Genomic DNA, 24,088 nt, shown 5'->3' with positions numbered 1-24,088 from the left:
ACCTCAATCGGGGACGACGGCGGTGGCCTGGATCTCGATCTTGGCGCGGTCTTCGACGAGCGACACCACCTGCATCGCCGCCATCGCCGGGAAATGCCGGCCGATCGTCTCGCGATAGGCCTGGCCGATGCCGCGCAGATTGCCGACATATTCCTGCTTGTCGGTGAAGTACCAGGTCATGGTGGTGATGTGCTGCGGTTCGGCGCCGCCGGCCGCAAGCACCGCCACCACGTTCTTCAGGGTCTGGCGCACCTGCTCGACGAAATCGTCGGTCTCGAACTCGGACTGCGCATTCCAGCCAATCTGGCCGCCGACGAAGACAGTGCGGCCCTTGGCCGAAACGCCGTTGGAATAGCCGATGGGCTTAGCCCAGCCTTCAGGTTGCAGGATGGTGTGCATCGGTCGTCTCCAGATGTTGTGTCAGCGCGGCGCGGATATCGTCCGGCCAGGCAAAAGAAGCGTGCGTGTCGAGCGAGGTGGCAACGACCCGCTGTCTTGCGGCCCAGAGCACCGTGTCCCTTGCCGAGACCGTATGCTCCATGTCGAGCGAGGAGCGGCCGATGCCTACGACCTTGAGCGCGAAATCCAGTTCGTCGCCCTGGAAGCCCGGTCGAGAGAAGGTGAGATCGAGCCGCACCGTCGGCACGCCGATCCGCCGCTCGTCGTTCATGGCCTTCCAGGGAAAGCCGAGCGAGGCGAAGAAGTCCTCCGTCACCCCGACGAGAATGTTGAGGTAGGACGGGAAATAGGCGATCCCCGAGGGGTCGCAGTCTCCAAAGCGCAGCGGTCTACTGGTCCTGAACATTTGTGCCGGACCTCAGTTCGCAAAGGCAGCGATGCCGGTGATGGCACGGCCGAGGATCAGCGCATGGATGTCGTGCGTGCCCTCATAGGTGTTGACCACTTCGAGATTGACGAGATGGCGAGCGACCGGAAATTCGTCCGAAATGCCGTTGCCGCCGAGCATGTCGCGCGCCGTTCGGGCGATCTCCAGCGCCTTGCCGCAGGAGTTGCGCTTGAGGATCGAGGTCAGTTCGACCGGTGGATTGCCTTCATCCTTCATGCGGCCGAGGCGCAGGCAGCCCTGCAGGCCAAGGGCGATCTCGGTTGCCATGTCCGCGAGTTTCTTCTGGATCAGCTGGTTGGCGGCGAGCGGCCGGCCGAACTGCTTGCGGTCGATTACATATTGCCGCGCCGTTTCGTAGCAGGATTCCGCTGCACCGAGCGCGCCCCAGGCAATGCCGAAGCGCGCGGAGTTGAGGCAGGTGAAGGGGCCCTTCAGGCCGGTCACCTCGGGCAGCATGTTTTCGCCCGGAACGAAGACTTCCTCCATGATGATCTGGCCGGTGATCGAGGCTCGCAGGCCCACCTTGCCATGGATCGCCGGGGCGCTCAGACCTTTCCAGCCCTTTTCGAGAATGAAGCCGCGGATCAGACCATCCGATGTCTTCGCCCAGACGACGAAGACGTCGGCGATCGGCGCATTGGAGATCCAGGTCTTGGAGCCGGAAAGCAGATAGCCGCCATCGACCTTGCTAGCCTTCGTGATCATCGATCCGGGATCTGAACCGTGGTCCGGTTCGGTGAGGCCGAAGCAGCCGATCTTGGTGCCGGCAATCAGTCCCGGCAGGTATTTGCGCTTCTGCGCTTCGCTGCCGAAGGTGTAGATCGGTACGATGACAAGCGAAGACTGTACGCTCATCATCGAGCGGTAGCCGCTGTCGATGCGCTCGACCTCGCGGGCGATCAGGCCGTAGGAGACATAGTTGAGGCCGGCGCCACCGTATTCCTCAGACACCATCGGACCGAGCAGGCCAAGCTCGCCCATCTCTGCGAAAATCGACGGATCGGTTTTCTCGTGACGGAAGGCCTCTTGGACGCGCGGAGCCAGCCGGTCTTCGGCATAGCGCTCAGCGGTCTGCCGCACCATGCGTTCTTCTTCGCTCAGCTGCCCATCCAGGTTGAACGGATCCTGCCAGTCGAATGACGCTTTCGAACCATGCATGTTCGACACCCCCTCGTTATCGTCCCGTGCCCTTCATCAGCTCGCGGCCGATGATGAGCTTTTGCACTTCGGTCGCGCCCTCGTAGATCCTGAGCGCGCGGATCTCGCGATAGAGCCGCTCGGTGATCTCGCCGACGCGCACGCCGCGGCCGCCAAAGAGCTGCAGCGCCTGGTCGATCACCCATTGCGCGTTCTCGGTCGCCGTCATCTTGGCCATCGCCGCTTCGCGCGTCGTCGGTCGTTTCTGCACGTCGCGCTGCCATGCCGTACGGCCGGTCAAAAGGGCTGCCGCGTCGATCGCGGTCGCCATCTCGCCGAGCGTGCTTTGCGCCGTCGGCAGATCCGAAAGAGTCGCGCCGAACATCTTGCGGCTCTTTGCGTGCGCCACCGCCTCGTCGAGCGCGCGGCGGGCAAAGCCGATTGCGGCAGCAGCCACGGAGGGGCGGAAGATGTCCAGTGTGCGCATGGCGATCTTGAAGCCTTCGCCGGGCGTGCCCAAAAGCTGCGAGGCTGGGATGCGGCAATTGTCGAAGCGAAGACGGGCAAGCGGATGCGGCGCGATCGTCTCGATGCGCTCGGCGATCGTGAAGCCCGGCGTATCGGCAAAGACCACGAAGGCCGAAATGCCGCGCGTGCCGGGCGCCTCGCCGGTGCGGGCAAAGACGGTGTAGACATCGGCGATACCGCCGTTCGAGATCCAGGTCTTTTCGCCGTCGAGCACGAAGTGATCGCCGTCGCGCCGCGCGGCGCATGCCATCGCCGCGACATCAGAGCCGGCCTCTGGTTCGGAAAGCGCAAAGGCGGAGATCCATTCGCCGCGGGCGACCTTGGGCAGGACAGCCTGCTTCAATGCCTCGGAGCCGGACAGGCTGATTGCACCGGTGCCGAGTCCCTGCATGGCGAAGGCAAAGTCGGCAAGGCCATCTGCATAGGCAAGCGTCTCGCGGATCAGGCAGAGCGAGCGGCTGTCGATCTCCTCGCTGACGCCGCCGAACGCTGAGGGCACGCAATGGCGCAACACGCCTGCATCGCCGAGTGCTGCGACGAGCTGCCGACAGGCAGCATCGACATCGGCGTGGTCGACTTCGCCGAGGCCGCCACGGGCCACGAATGCGTCGAGCTCAACAGCGAGCGCACGGTGGCTGTCATCGTAGAACGGCCAATCGAGATGATCGCGAGAAGGCGGGCGCAAGGCCGTGTCATGGGAACTCATGCTCAGTTCCCCTTGAATTCCGGCTTCGCCTTGGCGGCAAAGGCCTCGAAGGCGCGACGGAAGTCGCCGGTCGCCATACAGATCGCCTGCGCCTGCGCTTCCGATTCGATCAATTGGTCGATGCCCATCGCCCATTCCTGGTCGAGCATCTTCTTGGTCATTGCGTGTGCGAACCACGGACCGTCGGCGATATTGCGCGCGAATTTCTGGGCCTCTCCAAGCAGCGACGGACGCTCGTGCAGGGCATTGTAGAAGCCCCAGGCGTGGCCTTCCGTCGCGGTCATGACGCGGCCGGTGAAGAGCAGTTCGGCGGCGCGGCCCTGGCCGATGATGCGGGGAAGTATGCCGCAGGCACCCATGTCGGCACCCGCCAGCCCGACGCGGGTAAAGAGAAAGGCCGTCTTCGCCTCCGGCGTTGCCACGCGGAAGTCCGACGCCATGGCCAGGATCGCCCCGGCACCAGCACAAATGCCGTCGACCGCAGCGATAACGGGCTGAGGGCAGGCGCGGATCTGGCGCACCAGTTCGCCGGTCATGCGGGTGAAATCCAGAAGATCGGGCATCGGCATGCGCGTCAGGGGCTCGATGATCTCGAAGACGTCGCCGCCGGAGGAAAAGTTATCGCCGGCGCCGGTCAGCACTACGGCGCGCACGTCGCTGGCGCGAGCAAGCGAACGGAAAAGATCGCAGAGTTCCTCGTAGCTTTCGAAGGTTAGCGGGTTTTTCTTTTCCGGACGGTTGAGGGTGATCGTGGCGACCCGCCCGTCGGCATCCGTCTCGAACAGGAAGTGCTTGGCCTTGTGGTCCTTGAAGGCGCGCTTCTTGGCCTGCATCGGATTTGTCATCTCTATCCTCCGAGAACTTCGCCGCCGGCGACGGCAACCGCCTGGCCGGTGATTGCGGTCGCTCGCTCCGACGCCAGCCAGGAGACGGTGTGGGCGACTTCTTCCGGCGTCACCAGGCGCCCCTGTGGGTTGGAGCGAGTAAGGCTGGCGCGCGCTTCCTCGCGCGAGCGGCCGGTCTTTTCGCTGATCGTATCGAGCGCACCATCGATAAGCGGCGTGTCGGTGAAGCCGGGACAGACGGTGTTCACGGTGACGTCGGTGCGGGCAAGCTCAAGCGCCAGTGCGCGCGTCAGGCCGACGACGCCGTGCTTCGATGCGCAATAGGCCGACACATAGGCATAGCCGGTGAGGCCCGCGGTGCTCGCGACGTTGACGATCCGGCCGTTGCCGGCCCGCCGCACGGAGGCAAGCGCTGCCTGCGTCACCAGGTAGACGCCGGTGAGGTTGATGGAAAGCACCCGCTGCCAAAGCGCGAAGTCGGTCTTTTCGAACGGTGCCGAGGGCGCTTCGCCGGCGCAATTGACGAGAACAGCGATGTCTCCGGCTTCGGCAATTGCGGCCGCAATGCCTTGCTCGACCACCTCCGGGTTGGTCACATCGAAGCCGGCACGGACAAGGGCATGCCCGCCGGCAGCAAGGATTTCGTCCCGCACGGCTTCAAGTGGTGCTGCGCGCCGACCGGCGAGACTGACCACGTGGCCGTCGGCGGCGAGCCTAAGGGCGATCGCCTTGCCAATGCCGCTTCCGGCACCGGTGATGAGGGCGTGTCTCTTGCTCATGGCTTGCCCGCCGTCGTTGCGGCGCGCGCCAGGTTGTTCACATATTGCGCTCGAGCCGAATGGTACTGCTTCGGCCAGAGCTGCTCCTCGTAGCCGATCTTTGCCGCCTCATGCATGACGAAGGACGGGTCGGCCAGATGCGGACGGGCGATCGCGCAAAGATCGGCGCGACCGGCGGCAATGATCGAATTCGCGTGGTCGGCCTCGGAAATCGCCCCGACGGCGATGGTCGGGACCTGGATCTCGTTGCGGATCTTGTCGGAAAACGGCGTCTGGAACAGCCGGCCATAAATCGGCTTTTCCTCCTTCACCACCTGGCCGGAGGAGCAGTCGATCATGTCGGCGCCCGCCTCCTTGAACAGGCGGGCAAAGATCGCCGCATCCTCGGGCGTGTTGCCGCCCTCGTGCCAGTCATGGGTCGAGAGGCGCACCGACATCGGCCGGTCCTCGGGCCAGACCTTACGGACTGCGTGGAAGACTTCGAGCGGGAAGCGGGCGCGGGCGGCATGGTCGCCGCCATAGTCGTCGGTGCGCAGATTGGTGAGCGGCGACAGGAAACTCGACAGCAGGTAACCATGCGCCACGTGCAGTTCCAGAATATCGAAACCGAGGTCTCGGGCCTGTTCGGTGGCATGCACGAAATCAGCGATGACCCGGTCCATATCCTCCCGCGTCATTTCGCGCGGCGTGTCCGAATGCTTGAGGTAGGGCAGGGCGGATGCGGAGATGAGCGGCCATGCGCCTTCGTTCAACGGCTGGTCGATCCCCTCCCAGGCGACCTTCGTCGCGCCCTTGCGGCCGGCATGGCCGAGCTGGATGCCGATCTTGGCGGGGGTTTGATGGTGCACGAAATCGACGATGCGCTTGAAGCCCTGGGCCTGCTCATCGTTCCAGAGCCCCAGGCAACCGGGCGTGATGCGGGCATCGGCCGACACGCAGGTCATCTCCGGGAAGATGAGGGCGGCGCCGCCCATGGCGCGCGCGCCGAGATGGACGAGATGAAAATCGTTCGGCACGCCGTCGGTCGCCGAATACATGGCCATCGGCGAAACGACGATGCGGTTCCTCAGTGTCAGGCCGCGAAGCCTGAACGGCGTAAACATCGGCGGCGGAACCGTCCCGTTCGCCGCGGGCTCGACACCGGCGCGCTCGGCAAACCAGCGCTCGAAACCCTCGAGCCAGTCCTTGTCGCGCAGGCGCAGGTTCTCGTGGCTGATGCGCTGCGAGCGGGTCAGCATCGAATACATGAACTGCTCGGGCTCAAGTGTGTCGGCATAGCGCGTGCCGACCACTTCGAACCATTCCATGGCGTTGCGGGCGGCGTTCTGGATGCGGGCAACATCGACGCGGCGCACTTCCTCGTAAGCCGAGAGCACGGCCGGGATGTTCGCCTTGTCGTGGCCGAGAATGTCGAACTGGCGCGTGAGCTCGATGGCGTCATCGATCGCAAGCTTGGTGCCCGAGCCGATGGCAAAATGGGCGGTGTGGGCGCTGTCGCCCATCAGGACGACGTGGCTGCGCCCGTTGAAATGGCTCCACTTCTCGCAGATCAGCCGGCCGAAGTTCAGCCAGGCAGAGCCGCGCAGGTGCCGCGCATTGGTCATCAGCTTGTGGCCGTCGAGCGTGCCGGCAAAGAGCTTTTCGCAGAACGCGATCGACTGGTCCTGGTCCATCTGGTCGAGGCGGTGGGCCTTGAAGACGTCGTCGGTGGTCTCGACGATGAAGGTCGAGGTGTTCTCGTCGAAGCGGTAGATATGCGCCTGGAACCAGCCATGTTCGGTGCGCTGGAAATCGAAGGTGAAGGCGTCGAACTTCTTGTCCGTGCCAAGCCATACATAGCGGTTCGGCCGGATCACCATGTCGGGCTTGAAGATGTCGGCGTATTTGTTGCGGATCCTCGAGTTGACGCCATCGGAGGCGATGATGAGGTCCGCATCGGCGAACTGCTCGTCGCTTTCCACGTCCTGCTCGAACAGCAGCTCGACGCCGAGTTCGAGGCAGCGTTCCTGGAGGATGTTGAGCATCTTCTTGCGGCCGATGCCGACAAAGCCGTGGCCGGTCGTGCGGATCTTGCGGCCCTTGAAGACCAGCTCGATATCGTCCCAATGGTTGAAGGAAACCTCGATCGCCTCGGCCGTTTCCGGATCCCACTGCCGCATCGACTGCATGGTGGCGTCAGAGAAGACCACCCCCCAGCCGAAGGTATCGAAGGCGCGGTTTCGCTCGACCACCGTGACGTGGTGCTCCGGATGCTGCCGCTTCATCAGCAGCGCAAAATAGAGGCCGGCAGGTCCGCCACCGATACAGACGATCCGCATGTCGTTCTCCTCCCGAGTTCCGGCTGCGCGCGTCACCGTCGAGCTGGCGCAAGCGGCCATGCCGGACTGTTGCAAGCAGGGTGGACTCGTTCCGGAGAAATTTCAAGCTTAAAATTGTTTTGAACAGACGGGACGCCGACGCCGGCTTTTGCAGCGCAGGCAAGCGCTGTCGAATCGCTTCAAGGCCGGTGCGGCAGAAGGCAAGGGAGGATAGGAAGGGGCGAGGCGCGCGGCCTCAGGAGTTTCGGCCAAGCGAGGCGATGATCGACCGCTTGAGCGTGGCAAGCTCATCCATCAGCACGCCGCCGTCCTTGGCCGGAAGGCCGGCGAACAGGTCCGAGATCCAATCGGCATGCCTTGCCGCCATCTTCTCGAATTCGGCGCGGCCGAAGGGGGTAAGGGCGATGATCTGAACACGCCGATCGGTCGGAAGCGTCGTACGGTTGATGTGGCCGCTCTCGGTCAGCCGCTCCACCAGCACCGTGATGTTGCCGGGCGAGACCATCATCCGCTTGGAGACCTCGCCGAGCACCATGCCGTCAGGCGCGCGCTCGAGCTGGGCCATCAGGTCGAAACGCGGCAAGGTCGAATCGAAGTCTTCCCGCAGCCGCCGACGGATTTCGCTTTCGACCAGCGTCGAGCAGGTCAGAAGACGCAGCCATAGCCTGAGCTCTGCGCGGTGATCGCCCGGAGCCTCGAGCGCCTTGGTCTCGCCATCCACCCATTCCGGCGAGGTGTCGAACTTGTCTTCACCCATCATTCCCAACGTCCGCTTCCAACCCTTAGCCGCAAATCAGCGGCTCTTTCGTTTTTCTGCTTTTAGAGAGGTAAGCAGGTCTTGGACAGGTTGTCACGGGCCGTCATTTGGACGCAAGGCCGGGCACTGCCTGGGTGAGCGATGGCGACGCGCGACCGCCATCCTCGGACTGGACATAGACGTTGACGGTAAAGCCGATGTGCTCGGCCATCAGGGTGCGGGCACGCTCGATATCGCGATCGAGTGCTGCCTCCATCAGCTCGGTATGGTGCTCGATCGCCATGGCGTCCTCAAGCGCGGCAACGGCCTCCTCGTAGCCTGCACTCATGCCGGCAGCAGCCCGCATCGTCGGCGCCAGGCTTAAGAAGCGGTGGTGACGGCGAAGCTGGTCGGAGATCGTTGCCTGAAACCGAGCGAGCCAGCGCGATCTTGCAGCGCTGATGAGAGCCGTATGAAAGCCGGCATGTTTTTCGTCCCACTCGTCGACTTCGCTCTCGGAGAAGCGCTCGACGGAAACCTTGCAGCGCGACAGCCGGTAGTGTGCCGTGACCACGGCGGATTCCCAGGCGCTGTCGCCGTTCTCGATCGATTCGATGAGCAGCGGCATTTCGACGGCAAGGCGGGCGCGGGTGAGGTCGTCGAGTTCTTCGCGTGACACCGGAGCAACGGCAAAGCCGCGATTGCTGATGGCCGTCACCAGCCCTTCCGCCTCCAGCCGCGAGAGGGCCTCGCGAAGCGGCGTCCAGCCGATGCCGTAGCTCTCTCGCAGCGTGCTCAGCTTCATCGGCGCGCCCGGCTTCAGCCGCGTCGCAAGGATGTCGCGGCGCAGCAGCCGGTAGGCCGATTCCGTCTTGGTCGACTGTTCTTGGTCTTGCATCCAAGTTCCCTTAGCGCCCACACTCGGGTTGAGACAAATATATATAGTTCAGCGCCTCGAATGAAAATATATATATTAATTTGACAAGAGGCCGGGGCGGTCCCATGATCCGCCCAAGCCGCCGAGGAGGGCGGTAACGCTCGTCAAATTCTGGGAGGGATGTATGAGCAGGCTTAAGAGCACGTGGCTTTCGGGATTGGTTGTCGCCGGCGCAATGGCATGGGGACTGGGCGCGGCTGCTGCCGATCCGATCCGCATCGGCATTGCCAATTTCGGCGAGCATCCGCAATTGAACGCGTCGATCGCCGGCTTCAAGAAGGCACTGGCCGAAAACGGCTTCGTCGAAGGCAAGGATGTCGTCTACACCGAGAGCCACACCAATTTCGACGCCTCGCTGGTTCCGCAGATGATCGCCAAGCTGCAGGCCGAACAGCCGAAGCTGGTCTATACGATCACCACGCCGGTATCGCAGATCGCCAAGAAGGCGCTCGCCGGGTCCGGCATTCCGGTGGTCTTCTCGGCCGTTACCGACCCGGTGGCCGCCAAGCTCGTCCCGTCCTGGGAAGCCGGTGACGACGGCATGACCGGTGCGACCGACCTTCAGGACGTGGCCGCCGTCATGGCCTTCACGCACAAGCTGCTTCCGAACGCCAAGCGTTTCGGCGTGCCCTATAATCCGGGTGAAGCGAACGACCAGGCCCTGCTCGACAAGATCAAGGAAGCGGCCCCTGCTGCAGGCTTCGAGGTCGTGGAGGTCGGCGTCGACAACGTCAACGACATCCAGCAGCGCATCGCCTCCTTCGCCGGCAAGGCCGACGTGATCTACACGCCCGCATCCAACCTGCTGCAGCCGGCGATCGGCGCCGTTTCGGCAGCCGCGCGTCAAGCACAGATCCCGATCGTCAACTCCGACGACGGTGCCGTGCGTGACGGCGTCGTGCCGGCAAGCTTTGCGGTCAACTACGAGCAGGTCGGCGTCAATGCCGGCAAGATCGCCGCCCAGATCCTCAAGGGTGCAGACCCGAAGACCATCGCACCGTCGCGTCCGGCCTATGAAGATCACGCGCCGCTGATTTCGAAGAAGGCGGCCGCCGCCTTCGGTATCGAAGTGCCGGCAGCGCTTGCGACCGAATGCAACTGCGTGGTCGATTGATCTCCGTCTTGTCTCTTCAGTGACGGCGCCCCGAGCGCCGTCATCTCATAAGTTAAGGGGGAGCCAATGCTGGAAATCAGATCGGCCCGCAAAGTCTTCTACAAGGGGCAGCCGGACGAAAAGGTCGCGCTCGACGGCCTCAATCTCAGCCTTGCCACGGGCGAATTCGGCGTCGTCATCGGCTCCAACGGCGCCGGCAAGAGCAGCATGCTCAACGCCATTTCGGGTGCATTGGTGCTCGATACCGGCCAGATCGTCATCAACGGCGACGACGTGACCGCAACGCCCGTGCACAAGCGCGCGATGCGGCTTGCCCGCGTGTTCCAAGACCCGATGCGCGGCACCGCCGCCTCGATGACGGTGGCCGAAAACATGCTGCTTGCCGAACTGCGCAGCAACAAGCGCACCCTGCGGCGCGGCCTGAACGCGACGCGGCTCGCCACCTACAGGGAACGCCTGTCGCTTCTGGGTCTCGGCCTTGAAAACCGTCTCGACACTCGGGTGGAGCTTCTGTCCGGCGGCCAGCGGCAATCGCTGTCCTTGATCATGGCGGTCGGTGGCGAGCCGGAACTGCTGCTGCTTGACGAGCACACCGCAGCGCTTGATCCGCGCACGGCAGATATCGTCATGCAGGCGACGATCCGTGCGGTCGAAGCCTTGAAGCTGACGACGCTGATGGTGACGCACAACATGCAGCATGCCGTCGATTTCGGTCACAAGGTCATCATGCTCGATGCCGGGCGCGTGCGCCTCGAGATCGATGGCAAGGAAAAGGCGCAGACGACCGTGCCGGATCTGATTGGCCACTTCTCCGTCAAAACCGACCGCATGTTCCTGGCGAGCTGACGATCATGGATATCATTCAAAACACCGTCGCGAGCTTCATCTCGCTCGTTCCCGTCACGCTCGCGCAGAGCCTGATCCTCGCCTTCGTCGTGCTCGGGATCATGATCCCGTTCCGCATGCTGAGCTTTCCTGATCTGACCAGCGAAGGCGCATTTCCGCTCGGCGGCTGCGTCTGCGGCGTGTTAATGGCGGCCGGCATGTCGCCGCTCGCCGCGATCGCCATCGCGCTTCTCGCCGGCTTCCTCGCCGGCTGCTGCACGGCCTTCATCCATCTCAGGTTCCGGATCCACACGCTGCTTGCCGGCATCCTGATGATGACGATGCTCTATTCGATCAATCTCCGGATCATGGGCCGCTCGAACCTTTCCGTTTTCGGTGCGCCGACGGTGTTCGACTGGGCGCCGGGGCTGCAGCCGGGCTTCCCGGCAAGCAAGATCGTCGTTGCCGGGCTGATCGCCCTCATCGTCTTCTTCCTGCTCTATCACTTCTTCCGCACGGAGAAGGGCACGGCCGTACGCGCCGTCGGGGCCAATCCCGATATGGCCGAAGCCCAAGGCATCAATGTCTGGATGGCGACGATCGGCGGCGTTGGACTGGCGGGCGCGTTTTCGGCGGCAGGCGGCGCGCTAATGGTGCAGTCGCAGGGCTTTGCCGACGTCAACATGGGCCTCGGCATCCTGATCAACGGTCTTGCAGCGCTGATGATCGGTGAAGCGATCGTCGGCAAGCAGAGTGTGGCGCGCCAGCTCGCCGCGCCGTTCGTCGGTGCGATCGTCTATTACCAGCTCGTCTCCTTCTGCCTGGCCGCCGGCATGCCGCCGCCGGACCTGAAACTGGCGACCGGCCTCTTCGTTCTGGCCATGCTGGCTCTTCCGAGCCTCAAGCGAAGCCGCGGGCCCGCGCCCGCCCGCGAAACCGTTCGCGAATAAATGAGGACTACCTTTATGAATGCTGTTCCCGATTTTGCTGCGATCAAGGCCATGGATGCGGCCGACGTGCTCGCCCCGATGCGCGAGCGCTTCATCCTGCCTCCGGGCCTTATCTATCTCGACGGCAACTCGCTCGGCGTTGCCTCGACCGCCGCCTTCGACGAACTTCAGAAGGCCGCGACCGTGGAATGGGGGCAGGATCTCATCCGCAGCTGGAACACCGCCGGCTGGTTCGAGATGCCGCTGACCCTCGGTGACCGGGTCGGGCGGCTGATCGGGGCTGCCGCCGGCCAGACCGTCGTCTGCGACACCACCTCGATCAACATCTACAAGGCGCTGCATGCGGCCATGGCGCTCCGGCCCGATCGCTCGGTGATCGTCAGCGAAGGCGGCAGTTTCCCGACCGACCTCTACATGGCCGAAGGCGTGGTCTCGACACGCGCCGGTGCTTCTCTCCGGCTCGAAGGGGTCGATGCGCCCGAGATCGAGGACCTGATCGACGGCAGCGTCGCCGTGGTTCTGGTCAACCACGTCAATTACAAGTCCGGCGAACTGCGCGACATGGCGGCGCTGACCCGCAAGGCGCACGAACACGGGGCGCTGGTCATCTGGGACCTCTGCCATACGGCCGGCGCCCTGCCGGTTGATCTCGATGGCGCCAATGTCGATTTCGCCGTCGGCTGCACCTACAAGTACCTGAACGGTGGCCCCGGCGCCCCCGCCTTCATCTATGCCGCCACCCGTCACCACGGCGATATCCGCCAGCCGCTTAGCGGCTGGTGGGGCCACGCCCGTCCCTTCGCCTTCGAAAAGCACTATGCCGCCGGCGAGGGCATTCGACGGTTCCTCTGCGGAACGCAGCCGATCCTGTCGCTGCGGGCGCTGAAGGGCGCGCTCGACGTCTGGGACGCGGTTGACATGAAGGCGCTGCGCGAAAAGAGCATCGGCCTCACGGACCTCTTTATCGCGCTGGTCGAGGCGAAATGCGGTGCCTATGGCCTCGAGCTTGAAAGCCCGCGCGATGGTACGAAGCGCGGAAGCCAGGTTTCGTTCAAACACCCGAACGCCTACGAGATCATGCAGGCGCTCATTGCCCGCGGCGTCATCGGCGATTTCCGTGCACCAACGACGATGCGCTTCGGATTCACGCCGCTCTATGTGAGCTATGCCGACGTCTGGCAGGCGGTCGAAATCCTGGAAGACATCCTCAAGACCGGTGCCTGGCAGGATGCGCGCTTCGCGGTCCGTGCGGCCGTGACCTGATGGGTTGTAGGTAGCGGGCGGCATTTTCGCCCGCTGCCTTCTCGTTCAGACGCGTACTGAGGTAGCCGCCCGCAGCGTTCGTTCAGAGCTACCGTGCCCTGGGGCGAGAGGACGGCGAACGGGGGACTTAAGCCATGACTGCGCCACGCCGCCCGACCCCGGGCGAAATCGCCGATGCCCGCAAACGCATCGCGCCGCATTTCGCGCGCACGCCGCTGGTCAGGCTCGATCTTGGGTTTCCGGACCGTCAGATTTTTCTCAAGCTGGAGACGCTGTCTCCGATCGGCGCCTTCAAGCTCCGTCCCGCCCTGAACGCCGTCTTGTCGCGCGATCCGGCCGATCTGAAAAACGGCGCCGCCGTCACCAGTTCCGGTAACATGGCTTATGGCATGGCCTGGGCGGCACGCCTTATCGGCGTGCCCATGGTTGCCTACATGTATCGCGGCGCGCCGCAGACCAAGATCGACGGCGTCCGTGCGCTTGGCGGCGAAGTACGTTTCGTCAGTGCCGAGACCTGGTGGGATTACATCACGGACGTCGATCGCCCGGACGCGCCGGAGCTGTTGATCAATCCGGTAACCGACCAGGCGGTGCTGGCCGGCAACGGCTCCATCGGCATGGAAATCCTCGAGGACCTGCCCGAGTTGGATGTCGTGCTGACGCCCTTTGGCGGCGGCAGCATGACCACCGGGGTGGCCAGCGCCATCAAGGCCGCTTCCAGTCGTTGCCGTGTCTTTGCCGTCGAGGATGACAGCGCCGCGCCGGTTTCGGCAGCTCTTGAGGTCGGGCAGATCGTGACGATCGAAACCCGCCCGTCCTTTATCAAGAGCATCGGTGCGCCATCGCTCGTGCCGCAGCTTTGGCCGGTCGCGCGGGACCTGATCGATGGGGCGATTGCCGTCAGCCCGGGAGAGGTGTGCGACGCGATGCGGCTGCTCTTCAAGAAGGCAAAGGTCGTCGCTGAGGGAGCCGGGGCTGCCTCGCTTGCTGCCGCAATCGCCCGGCCGGATCTCAAGGGAAACATCGTCTGCGTTATCTCGGGCGGCAACATCGATACCGAGGCCTATTCCACCGTGCTCGGCGGCGGCATTCCCTCGGCCTGAGCGACAGATCAAACGCCGAGATAACGGTCCTGAAGTTCAGGCGTCAACGCTGCCGGCGCGCCTTCGAAAACGGTCGCGCCCTTTTCGAGCACGAAGCAGCGGTCGGCAACAGGCAAAAGTTCGGAAAGCGTCTTGTCGACGACGAGGATCGATTGCCCCGCCGCCTTCAGTGTGCGGATCGCCGACCAGATGTCCTGGCGGATGACAGGCGCAAGTCCCTCTGTTGCCTCGTCGAGAATGAGCAGGCTGGGATTGGTCATCAAGGCCCGGCCGATCGCCAGCATCTGCTGCTCGCCGCCAGAGAGTGTGTTGGCATATTGGTCGCGCCGTTCGCCGAGGCGTGGGAAGAGCGCGGTCACCTTCTCGAAGGTCCACTGGTTGCCGCGGGCGGTGGCGACGAGGTTCTCCATGACGGTGAGATTGGGAAAGCAGCGCCGTCCTTCGGGCACGAGGCCGAGGCCGAGCCTGGCGATCCGGTGCGGACGCAGGCCGGAGATCGTCTTGCCCGCAAAGCTGATGGCGCCCGAGCGCGGGCGCACGAGCCCGAGGATCGAGTTGATGGTCGTCGTCTTGCCCATGCCATTACGGCCCATGAGCGCGACGACCTCGCCCTCGCGCACATCGAGGTTGACACCGAAGAGCGCCTGTGACGCGCCGTAGAAGGTCTCGAGACCGTTGATTTCGAGCAGGCTCACGCGGCTTCTCCCAGATAGGCCCGTCGTACTTCGGGATCGCTGCGGATTTCATCGACCGTGCCCGACGCGATGATGCGGCCATAGACCAGCACGGAAATGCGGTCCGCCAGCGCAAAGACCGCATCCATGTCGTGCTCGACCAGGAGCATCGGCGCTTCGTGGCGCAAACCGTTGAGGAAGGAGGTCAGCCGCTTCGAGCCCTCCGGTCCCATGCCGGCCATCGGCTCGTCGAACAGAAACGCCTTTGGCGACAACGCCAGCGCGATCGCGATTTCGAGCTGCCTGCGCTCGCCGTGCGAGAGTTCAGCTGCCGGCACATGGGCACGCGCGGCAAGATCGACGCGCTCCAGCATGGCCATCGCCGGTTCGACCAGGTCCTTGTCGCGGGTCACCTGGCGGAAGAAGCGAAAACTGCTGCCCTGTCGTGCCTGCACCGCCAGCATGACGTTGCGAAGCGCCGAGAACTCCTGCGCCAGCGAGGAGATCTGGAAGCTGCGCGCAAGGCCGAGCCTTGCGCGGGCGGCCATGTCGAGGCCGCCGATATCCTGGCCGAGAAAACGGATGGTGCCGCTGTCGGCCTTGAGCGAGCCGGCGATCTGGTGGATCAGCGTGCTCTTGCCGGCGCCGTTCGGGCCGATCAGTGCGTGGATTTGGCCGGGGCGGAGCTCAAGACTGACACCATCGGTCGCTTTCAGCGCGCCGAAGGATTTTCTGAGATCGCGGATTTCGAGAACGGGCTCAGACATGGCGCGGCTTTCCGGAGAGGAGACCCAGCAGACCACCGCGAGCAAAGAGCACGATGCCGAGCAGGATGAGGCCGAGGAAGAACTGCCAGCGCTCGGTGATGCCGCCGAGCACATATTCGAAGAAGACGAAGATCATCGCGCCGGCGACAGGTCCGAACAACCGTCCCTTGCCGCCGAGGATGATCAGCACGATCAACTCGCCCGACATGTGCCAGGAGAGCATCGAGGGGCCGACGAAGCGGTTGAGATCGGCATAAAGCGCGCCGGCAAGCCCGGTGATCATCGCCGAGACGGCAAAGGCGACGAGGCGGATGTTGAAGGGCGCAATGCCCACTGCCGCAAGGCGGATCCCGTTCTGCCTTGCCGCCTGCAGGGCGCTGCCGAAGCGTGAACCCTCGACGACGCGAAACAGAAGCAGCGCCGCCATCAGGGCCGCGTAGCAGATCAGGAAATAGGGCAGGGGCTTGGCGGTGTTGACGCCGGGAAAGGCGTTGCGCATCGACAGCGACAGGCCGTCCTCGCCGCCATAGGCCGGCCAGGAGATCGCGAAATAGTAGATCATCTGCGCGAAGGCGAGGGTGATCATGATGAAATAGACGCCCGACGTGCGCAGGCTGATCGCGCCGATCGGCAACGCGATGAGGCCGGCGACCGCGATCGCCGTAACCCAGATAATCGGCATCGACGTCGTCGCCGGAATGCCAGCGAAAAGCGGCTCGGCATTGAAGGCGTGGGTCGCAAGGATACCGGCGACGTAGCCGCCGAGGCCGAAAAAGGCCGCATGCCCGAACGAAAGCAGCCCGCCGAGCCCCAGCGCCATATTGAGGCCGACGGCGGCAAGAGCCAGCACCGCGATGCGGGTTGCGAGCGTCACATAGAAGGGTTCGCCCAGGCTTGCGGCCAGGATCGGTGCGCCGAGAAGCAGGAGGGCGAGCAGCAGGTTGATTGTGGTTTCGCGGGTCATTTTGGCCTCACGACTGCGCTGCAAACAGGCCGCTCGGCCTGAAGGCGAGGATGAGGGCCATGACGACATAGATCAGCATCGAGGCGACAGCAGCGCCGATCGTGGTTGCCTGTGAGGCGGGCATGGTGAGTGCCAAAAGCGAGGGAAGCAGGAAACGGCCCATCGTGTCGACGACGCCAACGATGATGGCACCGACCAGCGCTCCTTTGATCGAACCGATACCGCCAATGACGATGACGACGAAGGCGAGGATGAGCACCGGCTCGCCCATGCCGACCTGCACCGACTGCAGAGCGCCGACGAGAGCCCCGGCAAGCCCCGCAAGGGCGGCGCCGAGCGCGAAGACGACGGTATAGAGCGTGCCGATATCGACACCGAGCGCTCCGATCATCTCGCGATCGGACTCGCCCGCCCGGATGCGCATGCCGAGCCGGGTACGGGAGATCAGCAGATAGAGGCCAATGGCGACGGCGATACCGACGCCGATGATCGCTAGGCGGTAGAGCTGGTACTGGCCGCCGCCCGGCAGCGGCACCGCGCCCTGGAGCACGGGCGGGATGTCGAGATAGAGCGGGAACGAGCCGAAGAGCCAGCGGGCCCCTTCCGACAGGACCAGGATCAGCGCGAAGGTGGCGAGCACCTGATCGAGATGATCGCGATCATAGAGCCTGCGGATGACCGCGACCTCGATGATCGCGCCGACGCCGGCGGCGGCCGCAAGGCTCGCGATCAGCCCGATCCAGAAGGAGCCTGTCGCGGCTGCGACCGTCGCGCAGGCAAAGGCGCCGATCATGTAGAGCGAGCCGTGTGCCAGGTTGATCAGACCCATGACGCCAAAGATCAGCGTCAGGCCGGCGGCCATCAGAAACAGCATCACACCGAGCTGAAGCCCGTTGAGCAGTTGTTCGATCAGGAGTGCGGTGAACAAGAGACCGGTCCAAGCTTCATTCGGGACGACACGGATCATCGACCGGATGCCGGCCTCGAAGCCGGGCATCCGGGTGACGGGCGACAAGCGTTACATGCTGCACTTGTCGGCGTAGGCGTCCTTGTGGTCTTCGAAAGCGGTGGCGATGATCTTGTTGGTGAGTACGCCGTCGGCTTCCTTCACCACCTCGCGAACGTAGATGTTCTGGATTGGGTGGTTGTTGTTGTTGAAGACGAACTTGCCGCGCACCGACTGGAAGTCGGCTGCCTTAAGCGCTGCGCGGAAGGCGTCCTTGTCCTTGACGCTTGCCTTCGACAGCGCGGCGAGGATCAGGTTTGCCGTGTCCCAGCTCTGCGCCGCGTAGATCGAGGGCAGGCGCTTGTATTCGGCCTTGAAGGCTTCGACGAACTTCTTGTTGGCCTCGTTGTCGAGGTCCTTCGACCAGGTCGCGGAGTTCTTGACGCCAAGCGCCGCATCGCCGATCGCCGGCAGAACATCCTGGCTGAAGGAGAAGCCGGGGCCCATGACCGGGATGTTCACGCCCGACTGGGCGTATTGCTTCATGAAGGCGATGCCCATGCCGCCGGGCAGGAAGAAGTAAACGCTGTCGGCGCCCGAGGCGCGGATCTGGGCGATCTCGGCGGCATAGTCGGTCTGGCCGACCTGCGTGTAGATCTCGCCGGCAAGTGCACCCTTGTAGTAGCGCTTGAACCCGGTCAGCGCATCCTTGCCGGCCGGATAGTTGGGCGCCAGGATGAAGGCGTTCTTGTAGTCCTTGTTGGCGTATTGCCCCATCGCCTCGTGGAAGTTGTCGTTCTGGTAGGCGACGTTGAAGTAGTTCGGATTGCAGTTTGCACCGGCAAGCGCCGAAGGACCGGCGTTCGGCGAGAGATAGATCACGTCCTGCGCCACCGTGTTCGGCACGACGGCCATTGCGAGGTTCGACCAGATGATGCCCGTCATCAGGTCGACCTTGTCGCCCTGGATCATCTTCTCGGCGATCTGCACCGCAAGTTCCGGCTTCTGGGCATCGTCCTCGATCACCAGTTCGACGTCCTTGTTGCCCGACTGCTTGATCGCCAGGGTGAAGGCGTCGCGCATGTCGATGCCCAGGCCGGCACCGCCGCCTGAAAGCGTGGTGATGACGCCGATCTTCACCGGCTCGGCATGGGCAAGGCTCGATGTCGCAAGCGAAAGGCCAAGAAGGCCCGCGGCCAGAATGCGGTTCATGCTGTTCTCCTCTTTGTTGGTTCCCTTTTGGGTTGTGTTCTATCAGAGACCCGTGCGCACGTGCCAGAGCTCGGGGAAAAGTTCCACTTCGAGCATCTTTTTCAGATAGGACGCGCCGGATGTGCCCCCGGTTCCGCGTTTCATGCCGATGATGCGCTCGACCGTCGTGACATGGTTGAAGCGCCAGCGGCGGAAATAGTCCTCGAAATCGACCAGCTTCTCGGCAAGCTCGTAGAGCATCCAGTAGCGTTCCGGATCGCGGTAGACGGTCTGCCAGGCGGCAAAGACCTTGTCGCTTTCCGCTCGCGTTTCGCGCCAATCGGTCTTGTCGGCTTCCGCGCCGACGTCGAAGCCGTTGCGCGAAAGCAGCCGGATCGCCTCGTCGTAGAGCGACGGCGCTGAAAGGATCGCTTCCAGCTTTTCCATGATGTCGGGGCGGTGCGCATGGGGGCCGAGCATCGCGACATTGCGGTTGCCGGCAAGGAACTCGATCGCCCGGTACTGCCAGGACTGGAAACCGGAGGATTGGCCGAGCGATTCGCGGAACGTGGTGTATTCGCTCGGGGTCATCGTGCGCAGCACGTCCCAGGCGCTGTTCAACTGCTCGAAGATGCGGGCGACGCGCGTCAGCATCTTGAAGGCGGGTTCCAGCCGGTCGTCGCGGATCGAGCGGGCCGCCGCGTTGATCTCGTGCAGCGCGAGCTTCATCCAGAGCTCGGACGTCTGATGCTGGATGATGAACAGCATCTCGTCATGGGCTTTGGAAAGCGGCTCCTGTGCGTCCAGCACCTTTTCCAGCATCAGGTAGTCGCTGTAGGACATGCGTCCCTTGAACGACATTTGGGCGCCTTCTTTCGAAGGGTCGTATGACTTGCTCATATTTTCAGTTCTCCGACCGCAATCGGAACCGCTGGATCTTGCCCGTGGCTGTCTTTGGCAGGTTGTCCAGGAACTTTACCGATCGCGGATATTTGTAGGGTGCGATCGTCGCCTTTACATGATCCTGCAGCCGCTTGATCGTTGCGTCGTCCGCCGACACGCCAGATATCAGAACGACATAGGCTTCGACAATCTGACCACGCTCCGCATCCGGCGCGCCGACGACGGCGCATTCGGCGACTTCCGGGTGGGAAATCAGGGCCGCCTCGACCTCTGGCCCGGCGATGTTGTAGCCGGCGGTGATGATCATGTCGTCGGAGCGGGCGGCAAAATGGAAGAAGCCATCCTCGTCCTGGTAGAAGGCGTCGCCGGTGAGGTTCCAGCCGTCGCGGACATAGTCGCGCTGGCGGGCATCCGACATGTAGCGGCAGCCGGTCGGGCCGCGCACAGCAAGCCTGCCGATCGTGCCGCGGGGCACTTCCTGCATGTCGTCATTGACGATCCGCGCCTGGTAGCCGCCGACGGGCTTGCCGGTCGAGGCGGCCTTGCGATCCTCGAACCGGTTGGAAATGAAGATGTGCAGCATCTCGGTCGCGCCGATGCCGTCGAGGATCGGCTTGCCGGTCTTGGCCGTCCACTCCGCAAAGACCGGACCGGGCAGGGTCTCGCCCGCGGAAATCGCGACGCGCAGTGATGAAAGATCGGCGCCGTTGTCCATCGCCTTCATCATCGCCCGATAGGCGGTGGGGGCGGTAAACGAGATCGTCGCCCTGTATTTCTCGATAATCTCCACCATGTTGGCGGGGGTCGCATGCTCGAGCAGCGTCGCTGCGGCTCCAAAGCGCAAGGGGAAGATCGCAAGGCCGCCAAGGCCGAAGGTGAAGGCGAGCGGCGGCGAGCCGACGAAGATGTCGTCAGGCGTGACGCCGAGCACTTCGCGGGCATAGCCGTCGGCGATCGCCAGGAGATCGCGGTGGAAATGCATGGTCGCCTTGGGGATCCCGGTCGTGCCCGACGTGAAGCCGAGCAGCGCCACGTCGTCGCGGCCGGTATGCACGGCCTCGAACACGACGGATTTGTCGAGCGCGATGCGGTCGAGTTCGGCGTCGTGGTTCGCCGTGCCGTCGAAGCTCACGACCTGCTTCAGGAAGCGGCTGTTCTTGGCGCAGGCGATCATCTCTTCCATCAGCCGCGTGTCGCAGAGCGCCAGACTGACTTCGGCCTTGTCGACGATCTTGGCGAGTTCCCCGGCTCTCAGCATCGGCATGGTGTTGACGACGACGGCGCCGGCCTTGGTTGCCGCCAGCCAGCAGGCGACCATGGCCGGATTGTTGGCGGAGCGGATGAGCACGCGATGGCCGGGTTTGACGCCGTAATTCTCGACCAGAGCGTGGGCGAGCCGGTTGGTCCAGTCGGACAGTTCCTTGTAGGTCCGGCGGCGCCCGTTGCCGATCAGCGCGGTATGATCGCCGAACCCCTTCGCGACCATGGCGTCCGTCAGTTCGACGGCGGCGTTGAGGTGATCCGGATAGTCAAAACCTTCGAGAAGGAACTCCGGCCATTCTTCCGGTGGCGGAAGATGGTCGCGGGTGAACGTATCGACGTGCGAAGTCGGTCCAAGCATGTGGCGGCTGTTCCCTATTTTCGTTCGTGCCTGTTGCCCAGGCATTGTTCAAAGCCGGCTGAAAGTCTTGCGGTGGTTCAAAGCCCTGGTCTGCAGGCACGCGACGAGCGTCGCGTCACGGTTCAAGGTGACACGGGCGGTCGCTGACGCGATCCCAGTTATGGCGATAGGCACAGCGAGACCTCCACTTCTCGGCTGAACATGAGGCAGCATCGCACCAGTCCAAAATTATTTCAAGCCTAAAGTTTTTTCGAATTCCAGCATTGCCTTTCCCGGTGGGGCAGGCGATTGCTATCTGTAAGGAGACATCAAGGGGAGGATGAAATCGATGCTGGAACACCGCATTTCCGACTGGGACGACGCCTACGCGAACGGCTCGAACATCGCGCGCGGCGATCGCTGGCCGGAGGCTTGGGTCAAGCCGGCCGAGGCGTTCCGCAGCGCCCTCTTGAACGCTGGACGCGCCAAGCTCGACCTTGCCTATGGCGATCGGCCGAGGAACCGCATGGACCTGTTTTTGCCCGATGGTTCGCCGAAGGGCCTGGTGGTTTTCGTCCACGGCGGCTACTGGCTGCAGCTCGACAAGAGCTTCTGGTCGCACCTAGCGGCCGGCGCCGTGGAGCACGGCTATGCCGTCGCGATGCCGTCCTACACGCTCTGCCCGGAGATCCGCATTGCCGGGATCGTCGAGGAGGTCGCCGCCGCCATCAGCGAGGCATCGAAACGCGTCGAGGGTCCCTTGATGCTGACCGGCCACTCGGCCGGCGGCCATCTGGTCAGCCGGATGATCACGACGACAGCGCCGCTTTCGCGGGATGTCCAGACCCGGATCCGCAACGTCGTGTCGATTTCGGGCGTCCATGACCTGCGCCCGATCATGTCGACGACCATGAACGAGAAGCTCGCGATCGACGAGGCCGAGGCACTTTCGCAGAGCCCGGCGCTGCTGCGGCCCATGAAAGATGCCCGCATCACCTGCTGGGTCGGCGGCGGCGAGCGTGCGGAGTTCTTGCGCCAGAATGCGCTTCTAGCCAATATCTGGACTGGGTTGGGCGCAAGGACGGCTGCTGTCGCCGAACCGGACAGGCACCACTTCAACGTCATCGACGGCCTTGCCGACGCCAGGCATCCTCTGGTTCGGACGCTGCTGTCGGACGAGTGATCGTCAGGCCGGGTCGCTTCGCTATTGCCTCGACAAGGGTATGACGCGCTTCCATCCGGGTCATACCTCTCGTGTTTGCATCGCTACTATATCCGCAAGGTATGCTCTCCAACCCAAATGGTGTTGGACGCTTTCCCGCGCCTGTTCGATCTTGTGACCCTGGTTGCAATGACGCGGGAGGAAAACATGAGCAGCGATATCGGCAAGACGCTTCTGCAGGAAAGACATATCGGCGGTGTCCTGTTCGACGGCGGTTGGAGGGCGGCCGCGAATGTGGTGGACGCCGTCGAGCCGGCGACGGGTGCGAAATTGGGAAGGGTCGGTATGGCCAGCCCGGCCGCGGTCGCAGAGGCAGCAGCGCGCGCTCGGCTGGTACAGCCGGCCTGGGCGGCGACGGCCTATGAACGGCGGGCGGAGATCTTGCGCAAGGCGGCGCAGGTCGCCGAGGAACACCGTGCCGAGATCGCCGGCTGGATGGTGCGCGAATCCGGCTCCGTTCCGGCAAAGGCCGAATTCGAGGTCGCGCTCACCATCAAGGCGCTCTACGAGGCGGCTGCGATGCCCTCGCAGGCGGCCGGTGCCGTGTTACCGTCGCAGCCGGGCCGGCTGAGCTTTGCCAAGCGCCGACCGATTGGCGTCGTGGGCGTCATCTCGCCGTTCAATTTCCCCCTCTATCTCGCCATGCGCGCCGTTGCGCCTGCGATTGCCGTCGGCAATGCCGTCGTTCTCAAGCCTGATCCGCGCACAGCCCTTTGCGGCGGTCACGTTATCGCCCGCCTCTTCGAGGAAGCGGGGCTTCCTGAGGGCGTGCTTGCGGTGCTGCCGGGCGACGGCGCGGCCGGAACTGCGCTGACGGAAGACCGAAACATTGGCATGATCCAGTTTACCGGCTCGACGGCGGCCGGGCGCCGGGTCGGTGAGGCGGCGGGGCGCAATCTGAAGAAGGTGTCGCTTGAACTCGGCGGCAAGAATTCCTTCATCGTGCTCGACGATGCCGACCTCGACCTTGCGGTCAGGAACGCCGTCTGGAGCGTCTATCTGCATCAGGGGCAGATCTGCATGTCGGCAGGTCGCGTGCTGGTGCAGTCGGGTATCGCCGAAAAGTTCACCACCATGCTCGCAGACCATGCCGGCAGGTTGCCGGTCGGTGATCCGGCCTCGGGCCAGGTGGCGCTTGGCCCGCTCATCAACCGCGCCCAGGCTGACCACGCGCTTGGCATCGTCAGGGCGGCGGTCGCAGGCGGTGCCAAGCTCGAAGCGGGCGGCAGCAGCGACGGGCTGTTCTTCCAGCCGACGGTGCTAGCCGGCGTTTCGTCCGGCAACCCCGCCTTCGCCGAGGAGATTTTCGCGCCCGTGGCGGTGGTCACGACCTTCGATACGGACGAGGAGGCAGTCGCGCTTGCCAACGACACCGATTACGGCCTGTCGGCAGCAATCGTCTCGCGCAATGTCGGCCGGGCACTGGCGCTCGGCGAAAGGCTGAATGTCGGTCTGCTCCATATCAACGATGCCACGGTCAATGACGAGGTCGTCAATCCGTTCGGCGGCGTCGGCGCTTCCGGCAACGGCACCAGCATCGGCGGCCCGGCCAACTGGGAAGAGTTCACCCAGTGGCAGTGGGTGACGATCAGGGCGGAGCCGCCGGCATACCCGCTCTGAGGCGACAAGGGCCACGGAATTGCGCCCGTTACGCAGGGTGCAACATCCCTTGGTTCTTCGGCATTCGATGACGTCGCTGCGGCACGTGGCGAGGAAGCGGGCTCGACGCTTCC

General features: G+C 63.9%; 23 protein-coding genes. 7 read left to right on the top strand and 16 right to left on the bottom strand.

The window, feature by feature from the left end; genetic code table 11:
- Positions 1 to 3 precede the first annotated feature (3 nt).
- The 9 genes from OKW20_RS20445 to OKW20_RS20405 form a co-directional block, all read right to left on the bottom strand.
- A complete protein-coding gene (locus OKW20_RS20445; RefSeq protein ID WP_043612409.1) occupies positions 4 to 399 on the bottom strand; it encodes a RidA family protein in 396 nt (131 codons plus the stop codon).
- Positions 377 to 805 (bottom strand): acyl-CoA thioesterase, encoded by a 429-nt coding sequence (locus OKW20_RS20440; protein WP_429174739.1) that lies wholly within the window; start codon positions 803 to 805, stop codon positions 377 to 379. The genes OKW20_RS20445 and OKW20_RS20440 overlap by 23 nt, the downstream gene beginning before the upstream one ends.
- Positions 806 to 817: 12 nt before the next feature.
- Positions 818 to 2,005, bottom strand: coding sequence for an acyl-CoA dehydrogenase (locus OKW20_RS20435; RefSeq protein WP_429174737.1), 1,188 nt, complete (start codon positions 2,003 to 2,005; stop codon positions 818 to 820).
- Positions 2,006 to 2,021: 16 nt separating this feature from the next.
- Complete coding sequence (locus OKW20_RS20430) at positions 2,022 to 3,218, bottom strand: acyl-CoA dehydrogenase family protein (protein ID WP_429174735.1); 1,197 nt, start codon at positions 3,216 to 3,218, stop codon at positions 2,022 to 2,024.
- A 2-nt stretch (positions 3,219 to 3,220) separates the two neighbouring features.
- A complete protein-coding gene (locus OKW20_RS20425) occupies positions 3,221 to 4,063 on the bottom strand; it encodes an enoyl-CoA hydratase family protein (RefSeq protein WP_429174732.1) in 843 nt (280 codons plus the stop codon).
- 2 nt (positions 4,064 to 4,065) lie between these two features.
- Positions 4,066 to 4,842 carry an SDR family NAD(P)-dependent oxidoreductase gene (locus OKW20_RS20420; RefSeq protein ID WP_429174730.1) on the bottom strand — a complete coding sequence of 259 codons (777 nt, stop codon included), beginning with the start codon at positions 4,840 to 4,842 and terminating at the stop codon, positions 4,066 to 4,068.
- Entirely contained in the window at positions 4,839 to 7,160 is a 2,322-nt protein-coding gene (locus OKW20_RS20415; RefSeq protein ID WP_429174728.1) for a bifunctional salicylyl-CoA 5-hydroxylase/oxidoreductase, read from the bottom strand. Before OKW20_RS20415 ends, OKW20_RS20420 begins: the two co-directional genes overlap by 4 nt.
- A 235-nt stretch (positions 7,161 to 7,395) precedes the next feature.
- Entirely contained in the window at positions 7,396 to 7,920 is a 525-nt protein-coding gene (locus OKW20_RS20410) for a MarR family winged helix-turn-helix transcriptional regulator (RefSeq protein WP_245281579.1), read from the bottom strand.
- 100 nt (positions 7,921 to 8,020) lie between these two features.
- Positions 8,021 to 8,794, bottom strand: coding sequence for a GntR family transcriptional regulator (locus tag OKW20_RS20405; RefSeq protein ID WP_429174726.1), 774 nt, complete (start codon positions 8,792 to 8,794; stop codon positions 8,021 to 8,023).
- A gap of 163 nt (positions 8,795 to 8,957) precedes the next feature.
- Between OKW20_RS20405 and OKW20_RS20400 the strand changes: the two genes are divergently transcribed.
- The 5 genes from OKW20_RS20400 to OKW20_RS20380 all read left to right on the top strand — a co-directional run bounded on the left by OKW20_RS20400 (position 8,958) and on the right by OKW20_RS20380 (position 14,088).
- Positions 8,958 to 9,947 (top strand): ABC transporter substrate-binding protein, encoded by a 990-nt coding sequence (locus OKW20_RS20400; RefSeq protein WP_043612423.1) that lies wholly within the window; start codon positions 8,958 to 8,960, stop codon positions 9,945 to 9,947.
- 66 nt (positions 9,948 to 10,013) lie between these two features.
- Positions 10,014 to 10,793 (top strand): ABC transporter ATP-binding protein, encoded by a 780-nt coding sequence (locus OKW20_RS20395; protein ID WP_043612424.1) that lies wholly within the window; start codon positions 10,014 to 10,016, stop codon positions 10,791 to 10,793.
- Between the two features lie 5 nt (positions 10,794 to 10,798).
- Complete coding sequence (locus OKW20_RS20390) at positions 10,799 to 11,722, top strand: ABC transporter permease (protein WP_192449182.1); 924 nt, start codon at positions 10,799 to 10,801, stop codon at positions 11,720 to 11,722.
- A gap of 15 nt (positions 11,723 to 11,737) precedes the next feature.
- Entirely contained in the window at positions 11,738 to 12,985 is a 1,248-nt protein-coding gene (gene kynU / locus OKW20_RS20385) for a kynureninase (RefSeq protein ID WP_429174719.1), read from the top strand.
- Between the two features lie 134 nt (positions 12,986 to 13,119).
- Positions 13,120 to 14,088: a threonine ammonia-lyase gene (locus OKW20_RS20380; protein WP_429174717.1), complete on the top strand. Its 969-nt coding sequence runs from the start codon at positions 13,120 to 13,122 to the stop codon at positions 14,086 to 14,088.
- Positions 14,089 to 14,096: 8 nt separating this feature from the next.
- Here OKW20_RS20380 and OKW20_RS20375 read toward each other — a convergent pair whose 3' ends face one another.
- From OKW20_RS20375 to OKW20_RS20345, 7 genes are all read right to left on the bottom strand, one after another.
- Positions 14,097 to 14,783, bottom strand: coding sequence for an ABC transporter ATP-binding protein (locus OKW20_RS20375; protein WP_429174715.1), 687 nt, complete (start codon positions 14,781 to 14,783; stop codon positions 14,097 to 14,099).
- Positions 14,780 to 15,529, bottom strand: a complete 750-nt coding sequence (locus OKW20_RS20370) for an ABC transporter ATP-binding protein (RefSeq protein WP_429174713.1) — start codon at positions 15,527 to 15,529, stop codon at positions 14,780 to 14,782. Before OKW20_RS20370 ends, OKW20_RS20375 begins: the two co-directional genes overlap by 4 nt.
- Entirely contained in the window at positions 15,522 to 16,493 is a 972-nt protein-coding gene (locus OKW20_RS20365; protein ID WP_043624020.1) for a branched-chain amino acid ABC transporter permease, read from the bottom strand. The genes OKW20_RS20370 and OKW20_RS20365 overlap by 8 nt, the downstream gene beginning before the upstream one ends.
- Positions 16,494 to 16,500: 7 nt before the next feature.
- A complete protein-coding gene (locus OKW20_RS20360; protein ID WP_429174711.1) occupies positions 16,501 to 17,421 on the bottom strand; it encodes a branched-chain amino acid ABC transporter permease in 921 nt (306 codons plus the stop codon).
- A 90-nt stretch (positions 17,422 to 17,511) separates the two neighbouring features.
- Positions 17,512 to 18,651, bottom strand: a complete 1,140-nt coding sequence (locus OKW20_RS20355) for an ABC transporter substrate-binding protein (protein WP_043624018.1) — start codon at positions 18,649 to 18,651, stop codon at positions 17,512 to 17,514.
- Positions 18,652 to 18,693: 42 nt separating this feature from the next.
- A complete protein-coding gene (gene kynA / locus OKW20_RS20350; protein WP_429174709.1) occupies positions 18,694 to 19,530 on the bottom strand; it encodes a tryptophan 2,3-dioxygenase in 837 nt (278 codons plus the stop codon).
- Between the two features lie 4 nt (positions 19,531 to 19,534).
- The gene (locus tag OKW20_RS20345; protein ID WP_429174707.1) at positions 19,535 to 21,154 is read right to left on the bottom strand and encodes a benzoate-CoA ligase family protein; all 1,620 of its coding nucleotides are present in this window, start codon (positions 21,152 to 21,154) and stop codon (positions 19,535 to 19,537) included.
- A gap of 328 nt (positions 21,155 to 21,482) precedes the next feature.
- Here OKW20_RS20345 and OKW20_RS20340 point away from each other — a divergent pair, with 328 nt between their 5' ends.
- Positions 21,483 to 22,316: an alpha/beta hydrolase gene (locus tag OKW20_RS20340; RefSeq protein WP_429174706.1), complete on the top strand. Its 834-nt coding sequence runs from the start codon at positions 21,483 to 21,485 to the stop codon at positions 22,314 to 22,316.
- Positions 22,317 to 22,502: 186 nt separating this feature from the next.
- Positions 22,503 to 23,975 (top strand): benzaldehyde dehydrogenase, encoded by a 1,473-nt coding sequence (locus OKW20_RS20335; protein WP_429174704.1) that lies wholly within the window; start codon positions 22,503 to 22,505, stop codon positions 23,973 to 23,975.
- Positions 23,976 to 24,088: the final 113 nt, after the last annotated feature.

This window comes from Ensifer sp. LBL (assembly GCF_050435225.1).
Lineage (GTDB): Bacteria > Pseudomonadota > Alphaproteobacteria > Rhizobiales > Rhizobiaceae > Ensifer.
The sequence above is the reverse complement of the archived record's forward strand: the minus strand, read 5'-3'. Positions and strand labels throughout refer to the sequence as shown.

Coding starts and splice junctions, on each gene's coding strand:
- OKW20_RS20410 (WP_245281579.1), bottom strand. CDS start 7,920: ATGATGGGTGAAGACAAGTTCGACACCTCGCCGGAATGGGTGGATGGC.
- kynA (WP_429174709.1), bottom strand. CDS start 19,530: ATGAGCAAGTCATACGACCCTTCGAAAGAAGGCGCCCAAATGTCGTTC.
- OKW20_RS20345 (WP_429174707.1), bottom strand. CDS start 21,154: ATGCTTGGACCGACTTCGCACGTCGATACGTTCACCCGCGACCATCTT.
- OKW20_RS20425 (WP_429174732.1), bottom strand. CDS start 4,063: ATGACAAATCCGATGCAGGCCAAGAAGCGCGCCTTCAAGGACCACAAG.
- OKW20_RS20370 (WP_429174713.1), bottom strand. CDS start 15,529: ATGTCTGAGCCCGTTCTCGAAATCCGCGATCTCAGAAAATCCTTCGGC.
- OKW20_RS20390 (WP_192449182.1), top strand. CDS start 10,799: ATGGATATCATTCAAAACACCGTCGCGAGCTTCATCTCGCTCGTTCCC.
- OKW20_RS20400 (WP_043612423.1), top strand. CDS start 8,958: ATGAGCAGGCTTAAGAGCACGTGGCTTTCGGGATTGGTTGTCGCCGGC.
- OKW20_RS20445 (WP_043612409.1), bottom strand. CDS start 399: ATGCACACCATCCTGCAACCTGAAGGCTGGGCTAAGCCCATCGGCTAT.
- OKW20_RS20435 (WP_429174737.1), bottom strand. CDS start 2,005: ATGCATGGTTCGAAAGCGTCATTCGACTGGCAGGATCCGTTCAACCTG.
- OKW20_RS20405 (WP_429174726.1), bottom strand. CDS start 8,794: ATGCAAGACCAAGAACAGTCGACCAAGACGGAATCGGCCTACCGGCTG.
- OKW20_RS20420 (WP_429174730.1), bottom strand. CDS start 4,842: ATGAGCAAGAGACACGCCCTCATCACCGGTGCCGGAAGCGGCATTGGC.
- OKW20_RS20335 (WP_429174704.1), top strand. CDS start 22,503: ATGAGCAGCGATATCGGCAAGACGCTTCTGCAGGAAAGACATATCGGC.
- OKW20_RS20430 (WP_429174735.1), bottom strand. CDS start 3,218: ATGAGTTCCCATGACACGGCCTTGCGCCCGCCTTCTCGCGATCATCTC.
- kynU (WP_429174719.1), top strand. CDS start 11,738: ATGAATGCTGTTCCCGATTTTGCTGCGATCAAGGCCATGGATGCGGCC.
- OKW20_RS20380 (WP_429174717.1), top strand. CDS start 13,120: ATGACTGCGCCACGCCGCCCGACCCCGGGCGAAATCGCCGATGCCCGC.
- OKW20_RS20395 (WP_043612424.1), top strand. CDS start 10,014: ATGCTGGAAATCAGATCGGCCCGCAAAGTCTTCTACAAGGGGCAGCCG.
- OKW20_RS20365 (WP_043624020.1), bottom strand. CDS start 16,493: ATGACCCGCGAAACCACAATCAACCTGCTGCTCGCCCTCCTGCTTCTC.
- OKW20_RS20440 (WP_429174739.1), bottom strand. CDS start 805: ATGTTCAGGACCAGTAGACCGCTGCGCTTTGGAGACTGCGACCCCTCG.
- OKW20_RS20340 (WP_429174706.1), top strand. CDS start 21,483: ATGCTGGAACACCGCATTTCCGACTGGGACGACGCCTACGCGAACGGC.
- OKW20_RS20415 (WP_429174728.1), bottom strand. CDS start 7,160: ATGCGGATCGTCTGTATCGGTGGCGGACCTGCCGGCCTCTATTTTGCG.
- OKW20_RS20355 (WP_043624018.1), bottom strand. CDS start 18,651: ATGAACCGCATTCTGGCCGCGGGCCTTCTTGGCCTTTCGCTTGCGACA.